An 11,798-nucleotide genomic window follows, 5' to 3' on the forward strand; every position below is an offset into this window, starting at 1 on the left:
TTTTTAGATAATATCCTGTCGCCATGCTTCAGCAGGTAATGCTTCACCAAAATGGCTGGCTATCAATTTGCGTGTAATATTATGCAGCGGAGAAGCCAGTACTTCGGCTGTATTTCCACGTTCAACAACGTCTCCTTGATGCATCACCAGCACTTGGTCACTGATGTGTTTCATCATACCCAGGTGTTGGGTTACATAGATATAAGAAATACCGTGTTTTTCTTGTAGCTCTAGCATTAAGTTGATGATTTGGGAGCGCATCGACATATCAAGGGAAGCCAATGCTTCATCGGCGACAATAATTTGTGGTTGTAATATCAGTGCTCGCGCCAGAGCTACCCGCTGTTTTTGCCCGGAGGCGAGCATATGCGGATAATAGTTGGCGTGATCCGGCAATAAACCAACTTGACGCAACGTCTGGTTGATGCGCTTTTCCCGCTCGGCAGGGGATAATTCTGTATTGAGAATTAACGGTATATCCAGAATCTGGCCAATGCGTTGGCGGGGATTCAACGACGTGCTGGGATCTTGAAAAATCATGCGAATACGCTGGCTGCGATAGCTGTAATCTCCATATGTCAGCTTATGGCTGTTAATCAGAATCTCACCTGATGTCGGTTCAATAACCCCTGATAACATTCTCGCCAATGTGGATTTTCCAGAACCATTAGCACCAATGATAGCCAGTGTCTTTTTAGGTTGTAGGGTAAAACTCAAGGGCTTTACTGCATCAAGATGATGACGGCGGAATAGCCCGGTTTGATAGCGAAATGTTTTAGTCAGATTTTTGACTTCCAGCAATGTTTCAACCACTTACGGTTCCTCCATATTCAAGGGGAAATGGCAGGCAAATGTATGGTTCTTAATCACCCGTAAGCGCGGGGTTTCAATACAGTTTTTCTGGGCATAGGGGCAACGCGGCCCCAAACGGCATCCCATCGGCAGATGCTCCAATGATGGAATGGCTCCGGGCAGCGTATTCAACCGACTCTTATGTGGTAACGGGCTGCCAAAGTCAGGAATTGAGCGGATCAGTGCTTGCGTATAGGGATGATAAGGTTTCACCAGCAATTCATCCGGTGTCGCACTTTCCACCGTCTGGCCGCAATATAGTACATTAATGCGTTTAACCAGTTTACTCATCATTTGCAGATCATGACTGATTAACAGAATGGTCATGTTGTTATTCTGATTTAGGCTCGATAGCAAACGGAAGATCTGTGCTTGAGTGGTTGGCTCCATCGCATTAGTGGGTTCATCTGCAATTAGCAGCCTTGGTTGATTGGCAAGGGCAATGGCAATCATCACTTTTTGGCATTCCCCTTCCGTTAACTCATAAGGGTAACAGTGCATAATATCATCGTGATCTTTGATGCCAACACGATGCAGCAATTCAATTGCACGACGTTTACGCCAATTGAATCTCTGCCACCAGCGACCTTTATATGTCCATCCAGGAATAGATTGGATAAGCTGTTTGCCAACATTTTCTGATGGATCGAGACATGATTGCGGTTCTTGAAAGATCATTGAAATATTGTGACCAATCACTTTACGACGTTGTCGCGGTGTTAAACGTAATAAATCAATGTCATTGAAGCGAAAACGATCTGCGGTAACTTTCAGGTTATCTTTTGTAACACCACATATTGCTTTGGCAATCAAGCTCTTTCCTGAACCGGATTCACCCGCCAACCCGAGTATTTCACCTTCTGTCAGTGAAATGCTCATTCTGTCAACGGCTTTGACGGGACCGTCTGCCGTCATAAATTCGATGGTGAGGTTTCGAATATCAAGCAATGGCATCATTCGACTCCTGCGTTAATAGCGCGATGCAAGCCGTCACCCAGCAAATTAACCAGCAGGACGCTAAGCATAATTGCAGCTCCGGGCAACATAACAGTCCACGGTGCAGCATAGATCAACTCCAATGAATCTCCCAGCATGGCTCCCCATTCAGGTGATGGCAGTTGCGCACCAAGATCGAGGAATCCCAATGCCGCAATATCAAGGATAGCAATAGAGAGCGCCCGGGTTAATTCACTTACTATCACTGCAGTGATATTGGGGAAAACAGCATAGCGCAGAATATGATAATTTGAAGCGCCATCCAGACGTGCCGCAATAATATATTCTTTATCCAGCACATCATGCACGGCAGTATAAATAGTGCGCACTATTCTTGGCAGTAGTGCCAGACAGACTGCAATCATAGCATGTTGCAGGCTGGCCCCAACAAAAGCAACAACAATAATAGCCAGCAGCAGCGAGGGAATGGAAAGCAAAGAATCAAGAATATGGTTCAGGAAGGCAGATTTCAATCCATGAGTCATTCCGGACAGACTACCAATAATTAAACCCACAATGGCAGCCACAGCGGTCACAATCAATGCAGATCCAAAGGTGGAAGATGTTCCAATCAGAAGGCGGCTGAAGATATCACGTCCCAAATCGTCAGTTCCGAGGAAAAAGGCGACATTGCCGTGATGCGACCATGAAGGAGGCATAAGCTGATCTGAAAATTGCTGATCAAGCCGATACGGAGCAAGATAGTTTCCCAATAAGCTTAAGGCAATTAAAACCAGTACCCCATAAAAACCCGTCATTGCCAATATGTCAGAATAGAAAAACCGCCAGATGACCTTTAATGGCGAAGGCATTTTCTTTTCCCGGTAAACATTATCTAAGGGCATACCACTCCTTATTCTTCAGGGGATTAGCCATTGCTCCAATAATATCTGTCAGTACATTAACCGAAATAACCAAAGTTCCTATCACCATTACACCCGCTGAAATTGCTGAATAATCCTGCTGGCGGATAGCACTGATTAGCCAATGCCCTAAACCGGGCCAGTTAAATACTTGTTCTGTCACCATAACCAGTGTAAGCATGGTTGAAAATTGTAGCCCCAGTTTGGGAATGATAGGAGGCAGCGCATTGTGCAATAAATGGCGGCGAATGATCGTCAGCCGTGATAACCCGCGTGTCGCTGCTGATTTCATATAATTTGAGGCTGATACTTCTTCAGTACTGTTGCGCATCAACCGAATGACCTCAGTCATCGGGGCAACGGCAAGAGTGATAACAGGCAGGATCATATGCAAAATAACGCTTATGATCATCTCATTACGATAAGGTGATTTTGACAACCATGCGTCAATCAGTGCAAAACCTGTCACTGATTCCATCCGGTAGAGTAAATCAAATCGTCCGGAGACGGGTAACCATCCCAGATGAAGTGAAAAGAGAAGGGTTAGTAGTAGAGCCAACCAGAATATAGGGATGGAAAAACCACACAGGGCGAACGTACTGATAATGGTATCTACTTTTTTCTTGCGCCAGACACCAGCGATAGTTCCCAAAGGGATACCTAGCAGCAACGCAATGGAAAAAGAGAGAATACAAAGCTCCATCGTTGCCGGGAGCACCTCATACAACTGCGTAATAATCCGCTCACCATTAATGTTGGAAATGCCAAAATCCCACTGAATCAAACTGCGAAAATAGAAGATATAAGCATCAGTCAGTGATGCACCGCTTAAAGGGCCATGTGGTGTAAAGTACATTAGGCTGAAACTGATTAATGAAAGAAAAAACAGCGTCACCATCAGAAGCAGAAAACGACGCAAGATATAAATGATCATTTGCTTCGTCTCTTATTTTTTTCAGCAGGAGCAGTAGTTTCCTGTTCGCGGTAAACTCCACCAAGAGAGCTATTGCCAAATGGACTCAGAACCAGTCCTTTAATGTTATAGCGAAATATTTGCAAGCGCATTGAGTAAGCTAGTGGTAGTAGAGGTAACTGCTGCGCAAGGATTTCTTGGGCAACATGATAACTTTTAATGCGTGACGCGAGTTGTTGATTCAACAACGCCTGATGAATTGCATCATCAAAAGCCAAATTACACCAACGGCTCAAGTTCGTCTGGGAGGCAATGGCGGCACAACTTAGTAATGGCCGGAAAAAACTATCGGGATCGTTGCTATCCGTAGACCAGCCTGCCAACGTCATATCATGGGTTTTATCCATCAGCTTCCTTTCCTGGAAACGCCCTTCAACAGGACGGATGGACATTTTAATCCCAACCTGTGCCAAATCCGCCTGAATAAGTTCTGCCATTTTCAGGGGGCTGGGATTATAGGATTGTGATGAAGTTGGCACCCATAATGTTAATTCCAAACCATTTAATCCCAACTCATTTAATATTTTGTGGGATTTTTCAGGATTATATTCGGTGATTTCAGCACGATTATCATATGCCCACGATGCGCGTGGCAGAATCGATGCTGCTGTTTCAGCCGTGCCATAATAAATGGATTTCATCAGACGTTGGTTATTGATGGCATAAGCAATGGCTTGACGGACTTCCAATTTATCCAGCGGTGGTTTACTGGTGTTAAATGCAAGGTAAGCAATATTCATGCCTGACCGAAAAGTCTGACGCAGGTTTGGATCATCATGTAAAATATTCCACTGATTGGCATCAGGGTAGGCCAATACATCGCATTCCCCAGTGATCAGTTTTGAGATTCGGCCTGTTCCGCCGCCGCCAGTATCTACGACAACTTGTTCCATGCTCGGTTTACCTCTCCAATATTTATCATGACGGACAAGGCGGATGAACTGTTCTGAATGATAATCTTCTAGCATAAATGGCCCGGTTCCAACAGGTTTCCAATCTATCTGTTCCTGCCGATTCATTTGGTGCAGCTTTTCAGCATACTCCTGAGACAGTATAGGTGCGTAATAGGTTGCCAAATGCCAGATAAAAGAAGCGTCAGGGGCACGAAGGCGAAATTCGACAGTATAATCATCGATTTTTCGAATATCCTGAACAGCATTATCAAATTTCAAACTATCAAAATAGGGATAGTGACCCCCATTAACATAGTGATAATAATGTGTTTTATCGAAGACGCGGCGGAAGCTGAAAACCACATCGTCGGCATTCATCGTGCGAGTCGGTGTAAACCAATCGGTTGACTGAAAAGCAACATTATGATGCAAATAAAAGCGATAGGTCGCTCCATTATCACGCACTTGCCAGTGAGTCGCCAGTTCTGGGGCCAAACGATAAGTAAGTGGGTCCACCCCCAGCAGACGATTGTAAATTTGTGCGGCAAGAGTATCTACAATTAAGCCACTGATGGCCATTTGTGGATTAAACGTATTCAGATTACCGTTGACGCAATAAATGAAGCCATTTTGTCGTAGAGCTGTCGAGATATGAGACAGATTTCCTGCTGTGGTGTTTCTGGATTCTGGAATCAGTTTAGTAGTTTCTGGAATTGCATCCTTAGCCGACAGAGTGGGAGAAGAAAGCAATAGTATGATCCAGTGAATCAAATAGCGCATATAAAACGTCAGTCATAAAAGAGAGTCTGGCTATTGTAACTTAATTAACGCTTTTTGCTCAAAAACAACGGTCAGATCACGATAGTGAGAGTTATTCTCAACTAAATGCTTGTAAATAGAATTGAGAAGTATTATCATTTAATTGTGCTTTTGGGGAGACTCTCTTGTCATATCAAGTTTGTAATCTCAAGTAAGGCGCGACATTGCTCACATTGCTTCCAGTACTTTTATTAGCCGGCTCGGGTGCCGGCTACTTTTTTATCTATCGTTTCCTGATAGATTCTCATTTATTCGCTGACATGAATATTGATATGGTGTTTTTTGATTAATCCACGTAGTTGGTGATAAGTCAAATTGAGTTTGTCAGCCGTTCTTTTCTGATTGAATTGACTTTCTGTCAATGCCTGCATAATCAAAAGCTTTTCACTGTCATTTTGCCATTGTCTTAAATCGAGCGGTAATTTGGGAAGGTAATTATCGGTCATTGAGTCATCAGTAGATAATGGAGTAAAAAGAGAGGGAGTAAGCTTCTGTGATGGTAAAAAGGGATTGATAATAATAGTATTTAATTCATTTTCATTATCGCCATGTCGATAAATTGAGCGTTCTATCACGTTTTTTAATTCGCGGACATTACCGGGCCAGTGATAAGACAGTAACTGTTGTTTGGCTTCGTTGGTAAACCCGGGAAAGAATGGCAAATTTAATTCCTGACACATCTGAATCGCAAAATGTTGTGCCAATAACATAATATCTGGTTGCCGTTGGCGTAAAGGTGGAATTTGTACTACATCAAATGCAATCCTATCGAGCAAATCAGCCCTGAAGGTTCCACTATTGGCCATTGCAGGCAAATTTTCATTGGTCGCACAAATCAGACGCACATCAACTTGTAGTGACTGACCACCACCTACGCGTTCCAGATGCCCATATTCAATGACACGCAGCAATTTTTCCTGTACCTGCATAGGAGCAGTAGCCAGCTCATCAAGAAATAACGTTCCACCATCTGCCCGTTCAAAACGCCCTTGATGTTTTGAACGGGCACCGGTGAATGCACCGGCTTCATGCCCAAAGAGTTCTGAATCAAGTAAATTTTCATTGAGAGAAGCACAATTCAGGGAAATAAAAGGCCCTTGCCAACGAGGGGAAAGATAGTGTAAACGGCGCGCAATTAGTTCCTTGCCTGTTCCTCGTTCTCCTAAAACTAAAACAGGCTTATTCAACTTTGCCAAAGCGGAAACTTGTTCCAGAATTTCAATAAAACAGTTTGCTTCACCTAATAGGTTATTAATGAACTGAGACATGGTATTTTTCGCCAATAGTTGGTCAATTTAACCACGTTAAACCATTGTGGTAAAAAAAACAAAGGAAAATTATTCTAGTTATTTCAATCAGATAATTAAAATATAAAAATTGGCATGTATCTTGTATTTAATTAAATGCCTTACCGCGTATCTTGTATCCTTTTTAACAATACACAGACATAACGTATATACATTCTAATGAAAGAGGTTTATGACTATGGGTATTTTTTCTCGCTTTGCTGATATCGTGAATGCAAATATCTCTTCTCTGCTGGATAAAGCAGAAGATCCTCAGAAAATGATCCGTTTAATGATTCAGGAGATGGAAGACACACTGGTGGAAATCCGCTCAACTTCAGCCCGTACTTTAGCAGAGAAAAAACAGCTTCTACGCCGCATCAGTATGGGTGAGAGCCAAATCGATGGCTGGCAGGAAAAAGCAGAATTGGCACTGAGCAAAGGCAAAGAAGACTTAGCCCGCGCGGCGCTGATTGAAAAACAGAAAGTTAGCAGTTTGGTTGAAACACTGACAAGTGAGTTGGCGGTTTTGGATGAAACCCTTGAGCGCATTAAAGGTGAAGTGACTGAACTGGAAAATAAATTGACAGAAACACGAGCCAGGCAACAATCACTGGCTTTGCGTCATCAAGCTGCGGCATCTTCCCGTGAAGTCCGCCGCCAACTGGATAGTGGTAAAATAGATGAAGCAATGGCACGCTTTGAGCAGTTTGAGCGTCGTATAGACCATATGGAAGCGGAAGCAGAAGCTGTTGGATTGGGTAAACAAAAATCGCTTGATCAACAATTTGCAGAATTGAAAGCGGATGATGAAATCAGCGCGCAACTTGCAGCCCTTAAAGCTAAAATGAGTATCAAAGACTCACAATAATGACATAGGTCATGCATGATGGAATGTCATGTACTATATGTCATGATGTCATGATGTCATGATGTCATGATGTCATGATGTCATGCTCAATTAAATGTCATGCAAAACTAAGGAAAGCTAATGGGCTATATATTTCTTGGAATTCCGCTGATCATTTTTGTACTTTTTGTTTTACCTATCTGGTTGTGGCTGCATTATAGCAACCAGAATAGTCATCGAGGTCAGTTAGGGAGCAATGAAATTCAGCGTTTAGAACAATTGACAGAGAATGCTCAGCGTATGCAGGAACGGATCAAAACGCTGGAAGATATCCTCGATACAGAGCATCCAAACTGGAGACAGTCATAATGTCGAATACATACAGCCGGAAACTTTACCGTCTGCCAGAGCAGGGAATGATTAAAGGGGTTTGTGCTGGGCTGGCAAACTATTTTGATGTACCTGTTCCGCTTATCCGTACCATCACGGTATTGTCGCTGTTCTTTGGTCTATTTGGCATAACAGTACTGGCTTATATTATCTTGACCTTTGTTATGGATCCCGCGCCTGCGGGATATTCCGCAGAGGAAGTCAATATAGGCCCGTCAGCACAGAACATGCTGGATGATATTGATTACCAATTGAGGGCAGGAGAAGCACGCTTGCGTCAAATGGAACGTTATATTACTTCTGATACTTATAATGTTCGCAGTCGTTTTCGCCAACTTTAGACCTTGCACAACGTTAAACCACCGAAGTTACAGGCCGGGTTAAACAGCGTCACGGTATTCCATTTAGGAGAAACATGAAACGGTTGCAAAACGAACTGACGGCGCTTGTTAATCGTGGAATGGACCGCCACTTGCGGCTGGCGGCAACAGGGTTAAGCCGCAGTGGGAAAACTGCGTTTATTACTTCTTTGATTAATCAGCTATACCCAATGGTGTCCGCTGTCATTTCTGCTTGACATTTTAATTTATTGTAAACTTTTACTGACAAGGGCTTCATCTATTGCACAGTAACAGGTAACATTTCAGTTGGTTATGAACATCGTGTAAATAAGGTCAGAATAATGCGATTGGAAGTTACTTGTCAGGATCGAATTGGGTTAACTCGCGAGTTACTTGATTTACTGGTTTTACGAAATATAGACCTGAAAGGAATTGAGATCTCTCCTGCACGTCGTATTTACCTTAATTTTACTCAAATTGATTTCAACACCTTTCGTTTATTGATGGCGGAGATTCGTCGCATTAGTGGTGTGACTGATGTCAGGACAGTCGCTTTTATGCCGTCAGAGAAAAAAAATAGGGCAATGTGGACACTGCTGGAATCGGTTCCTGAACCTATATTTTCTATTGATATGAAAGGTAACATTGAGCTGGCCAACCCAGCTTCTTTGGTACTGTTTGATCTCAGTAAAGAAACGATCAATCAAAAAAACATCAGCTACTTAATTAGCAATTATAACTTCCTCCACTGGCTTGAAAGCGGGCAACATCAACCGCATTCGACTCATTTATCCATTAAGGGCCAAAACTATGAGATGGATATTATTCCCATGCAGTTAACGGATGAGTATCAGGTTGCCAGATGTGTGGGCGCTGTGATTATGCTGCGTTCTGCGACAGAGTCATCATCCAAAAAATTAATCGTCAGTGATGATAGTGCTTTTGAGCAAATTATTGCTGTCAGCCCGAAAATGGTTCATGTCGTTGAGCAGGCACGTAAAATGGCGATGCTTGACGCACCTTTATTGCTTATCGGTGAAACAGGAACGGGAAAAGATGAATTTGCTAAAGCCTGCCATCTGAGAAGTGCAAGGGGAAATCAGCCTTTCCTTGGGTTAAATTGTGCATCTATGCCAGATGATGTTGTCGAAAGTGAACTGTTTGGTTATGCAGCAGGAGCTTATCCGAACGCACTGGAAGGTAAAAAAGGGTTTTTTGAGCAGGCCAATGGCGGTACGGTTTTGTTGGATGAAATCGGCGAAATGTCGTCACAGATGCAGATTAAATTGCTTCGTTTCTTAAGTGACGGAACCTTCCGGCGTGTTGGCAAAGATAATGAAGTTAAAGTTAACGTTCGGATTATTTGTGCGACCAAAAAGAACTTAATTGAGTTGGTACAAAAAGGGGAGTTTCGTGAAGATCTCTACTACCGATTGAATGTGTTAACCATCACATTGCCTCCTTTACGTGAACGTCAGGTGGACATCATGCCACTGACGGATCATTTTGTAGCACGTTTTGCAAAAGAACAAGGTTTAGTAAAACCCAAATATTCTCATGAACTAGAGCAATTTCTGTGTGGTTATCATTGGCCGGGTAATGTCAGACAACTGCGAAATGCTATTTACCATGCATTGACTCAATTTGAAGGTAACAAACTATGTCCGCAGGATATCCAGTTACCTGAATTAGAGACAGAAATGGCATTTAATGAAGATATTTTGGTCGGTTCTTTGGATGAAATTAGTAAACGTTTCGAACGTTCTGTATTGACCCGTCTTTATCGCCATTATCCCAGCACACGTAAACTGGCCAAGCGGCTTGGTGTTTCTCACACAGCAATCGCCAATAAACTACGTGAATATGGCCTAAGTGGTAAAAAACATATGGCTGAACATGAAGATGATGGAGCATAGCTAACTATGTGACTGAGGTGAATAAGCGCAGCCAACAAAACTACAACTTGAAATCCATTGTGTATAGTTCCTTTTTCATAATTTACCTGTGTTGTAGATTGAACTCCTCCAACACTTGGATAAATATGTCATTACTTCAGATAGCAGAGCATACAAGCTAAATAAAAAGACGATATCGCTGGGAGGTAAAAATGCAGGCCGCGAGTATTTGACGCCATTTAGATATTACACAAATTTGCGGGAATTAGTCCTCTGTGTGATAAGACTGGGAGTTGATGGCAATGATATAAAAACTTTGCCGCAACTGAATGAGAGAATTGAGGAAATTGCGGAAAATTTTGCAGCGAGGGAAGCCGGATGCTGACCTTAAAATTAGATGCCGAAATCGTTAATAACATTACGTGTACATTCGGCTTAGTTTGTTCCGGGATTAAGGCAGCCAGTGTGGCATGGGAACCGCTGGGACTGTCTCCGGCATGGTTCAGTGAAATCGAAAAATTCACCGGTGAGTGTTGTGGTCAACTAAAATTGGTCACAACCTTAGCATTTTTCCAAAAGTGACCAAAATCATTGAACCACATCACTACGCCATACCATAGGTTGATATTTTATGCTATAGGCATTAGACTGATGATGTTAGTTGAAGAGTAACGCGCTCTGACTGAGGCTACCAACCTTGTTCAGCGCAAAACAGATAGCCCCTTCTTAAGGGAAATGCAAAAAAGCCAACCTCACCAGTTGGTTTTTTTGTTTTTACTGACTCATTATTTTAATTGATTGAATCATCTGAAAATCGCCCTATAATCTATGGCTGTTAGTTGAACAAGCGTAACGACCCCAGAACAGAGTAAATATCGAAATGGATTTCGGTATCTTGTAAGTTCTACGGGACGCATTAAAGCCCTGACTGAATACAGGTGGTGCTGGTTCAGTGCCTCGGTCAGAGCGCGTTACCCTTCAACTAACATTGATGAGAACCAACCGGACAGGCAGTGTAAAGGCAAAGGTTGGGTAAATCGTGCTCCCTAAATAGGAGCAAGCGGATGAAAGCATTCAAAGCCTTTATTGACACTGCTATCATCGTTCTCAAAGCGTTAATTGCGCTTTTAGAATTGATCCGTGCATTTCTGTAATAAATAACGGAAACGTAGATAAGGCCATCGGGTTAACCGCCCGGTGGCCTTTAACATTTATGGCTCACTATCAAGTCTACTGAAGCTTATCATTTTCTGCCACTCCACAAACGTAACTAGACACACACAGCACCATTCACTCATCAACTCATTACCCATCTTGTGTTTAATTTGGATCGCGTCCCTTCATCGCTCCCATGCTGCACAATCCCCACGAAATAAAAGTAAACCCGACGTAAAACGGACTACTCCGCACCCGCCTGCACGTTTTGGATCTAAAAATTATTTCAGTTTTAAAATGCTACAACGCAAGCCGCCAGACCGCGCCAGCATGGGCGGTGCGGAAAAAATTGCAAAATGAAAGGTGTGAAAAGATTTTCAGGGGATTTTCTAGATGGCGTCGTCATGAAATACTCAACCAAAGAGCAAGGCAGCGGATTTGGACTGCGGCAAGAAACGATGCACTGTTTTTGGCGTAACGGGTCG

11 protein-coding genes and 3 pseudogenes are annotated in these 11,798 nt (G+C 42.9%); 7 read left to right on the forward strand and 7 right to left on the reverse strand.

What is annotated here, in order from left to right; translation table 11 throughout:
• Window positions 1–3: 3 nt before the first annotated feature.
• From sapF to pspF, 6 genes are all read right to left on the reverse strand, one after another.
• Entirely contained in the window at window positions 4–813 is an 810-nt protein-coding gene (gene sapF, locus BM329_RS06130; protein WP_092550345.1) for a putrescine export ABC transporter ATP-binding protein SapF, read from the reverse strand.
• Window positions 814–1,806, reverse strand: coding sequence for a putrescine export ABC transporter ATP-binding protein SapD (sapD, locus tag BM329_RS06135; RefSeq protein WP_092550348.1), 993 nt, complete (start codon window positions 1,804–1,806; stop codon window positions 814–816).
• Complete coding sequence (gene sapC / locus BM329_RS06140; RefSeq protein WP_092550351.1) at window positions 1,806–2,693, reverse strand: putrescine export ABC transporter permease SapC; 888 nt, start codon at window positions 2,691–2,693, stop codon at window positions 1,806–1,808. The genes sapD and sapC overlap by 1 nt, the downstream gene beginning before the upstream one ends.
• On the reverse strand, window positions 2,680–3,645 hold the full coding sequence (gene sapB, locus BM329_RS06145) for a putrescine export ABC transporter permease SapB (protein ID WP_092550354.1): 966 nt from the start codon (window positions 3,643–3,645) through the stop codon (window positions 2,680–2,682). The genes sapC and sapB overlap by 14 nt, the downstream gene beginning before the upstream one ends.
• Window positions 3,642–5,357, reverse strand: coding sequence for an ABC transporter substrate-binding protein SapA (gene sapA, locus BM329_RS06150; RefSeq protein WP_092550357.1), 1,716 nt, complete (start codon window positions 5,355–5,357; stop codon window positions 3,642–3,644). Before sapA ends, sapB begins: the two co-directional genes overlap by 4 nt.
• Window positions 5,358–5,644: 287 nt before the next feature.
• Window positions 5,645–6,664 carry a phage shock protein operon transcriptional activator gene (gene pspF, locus BM329_RS06155; protein ID WP_092550360.1) on the reverse strand — a complete coding sequence of 340 codons (1,020 nt, stop codon included), beginning with the start codon at window positions 6,662–6,664 and terminating at the stop codon, window positions 5,645–5,647.
• A 217-nt stretch (window positions 6,665–6,881) separates the two neighbouring features.
• Between pspF and pspA the strand changes: the two genes are divergently transcribed.
• The 7 genes and pseudogenes from pspA (at window position 6,882) to dinQ (ending at window position 11,312) form a co-directional block, all read left to right on the forward strand.
• Complete coding sequence (pspA, locus tag BM329_RS06160) at window positions 6,882–7,553, forward strand: phage shock protein PspA (RefSeq protein ID WP_092550363.1); 672 nt, start codon at window positions 6,882–6,884, stop codon at window positions 7,551–7,553.
• 120 nt (window positions 7,554–7,673) lie between these two features.
• Window positions 7,674–7,901, forward strand: a complete 228-nt coding sequence (gene pspB, locus BM329_RS06165; RefSeq protein ID WP_092550366.1) for an envelope stress response membrane protein PspB — start codon at window positions 7,674–7,676, stop codon at window positions 7,899–7,901.
• Complete coding sequence (pspC, locus tag BM329_RS06170; protein WP_092550369.1) at window positions 7,901–8,263, forward strand: envelope stress response membrane protein PspC; 363 nt, start codon at window positions 7,901–7,903, stop codon at window positions 8,261–8,263. Before pspB ends, pspC begins: the two co-directional genes overlap by 1 nt.
• A gap of 74 nt (window positions 8,264–8,337) precedes the next feature.
• Window positions 8,338–8,466: pseudogene (locus tag BM329_RS14415) on the forward strand (YcjX family protein); the annotation flags it as partial.
• A gap of 138 nt (window positions 8,467–8,604) precedes the next feature.
• Window positions 8,605–10,179 (forward strand): transcriptional regulator TyrR, encoded by a 1,575-nt coding sequence (gene tyrR, locus BM329_RS06175; protein ID WP_092550372.1) that lies wholly within the window; start codon window positions 8,605–8,607, stop codon window positions 10,177–10,179.
• Window positions 10,180–10,536: 357 nt separating this feature from the next.
• Window positions 10,537–10,680 (forward strand): annotated as a pseudogene (locus BM329_RS06180) (DNA cytosine methyltransferase); the annotation flags it as partial.
• Window positions 10,681–11,222: 542 nt separating this feature from the next.
• On the forward strand, window positions 11,223–11,312 hold the full coding sequence (gene dinQ / locus BM329_RS15195) for a damage-inducible type I toxin DinQ (RefSeq protein WP_281245138.1): 90 nt from the start codon (window positions 11,223–11,225) through the stop codon (window positions 11,310–11,312).
• A 403-nt stretch (window positions 11,313–11,715) separates the two neighbouring features.
• Here dinQ and BM329_RS14420 read toward each other — a convergent pair.
• A pseudogene (locus BM329_RS14420) lies at window positions 11,716–11,798 on the reverse strand (IS5/IS1182 family transposase); the annotation flags it as partial.

The organism is Xenorhabdus koppenhoeferi (assembly GCF_900116635.1).
Classification (GTDB): domain Bacteria; phylum Pseudomonadota; class Gammaproteobacteria; order Enterobacterales; family Enterobacteriaceae; genus Xenorhabdus; species Xenorhabdus koppenhoeferi.

Coding starts and splice junctions, on each gene's coding strand:
- sapA (WP_092550357.1), bottom strand. CDS start 5,357: ATGCGCTATTTGATTCACTGGATCATACTATTGCTTTCTTCTCCCACT.
- sapC (WP_092550351.1), bottom strand. CDS start 2,693: ATGCCCTTAGATAATGTTTACCGGGAAAAGAAAATGCCTTCGCCATTA.
- pspC (WP_092550369.1), top strand. CDS start 7,901: ATGTCGAATACATACAGCCGGAAACTTTACCGTCTGCCAGAGCAGGGA.
- pspB (WP_092550366.1), top strand. CDS start 7,674: ATGGGCTATATATTTCTTGGAATTCCGCTGATCATTTTTGTACTTTTT.
- sapB (WP_092550354.1), bottom strand. CDS start 3,645: ATGATCATTTATATCTTGCGTCGTTTTCTGCTTCTGATGGTGACGCTG.
- pspA (WP_092550363.1), top strand. CDS start 6,882: ATGGGTATTTTTTCTCGCTTTGCTGATATCGTGAATGCAAATATCTCT.
- tyrR (WP_092550372.1), top strand. CDS start 8,605: ATGCGATTGGAAGTTACTTGTCAGGATCGAATTGGGTTAACTCGCGAG.
- dinQ (WP_281245138.1), top strand. CDS start 11,223: ATGAAAGCATTCAAAGCCTTTATTGACACTGCTATCATCGTTCTCAAA.
- pspF (WP_092550360.1), bottom strand. CDS start 6,664: ATGTCTCAGTTCATTAATAACCTATTAGGTGAAGCAAACTGTTTTATT.
- sapD (WP_092550348.1), bottom strand. CDS start 1,806: ATGCCATTGCTTGATATTCGAAACCTCACCATCGAATTTATGACGGCA.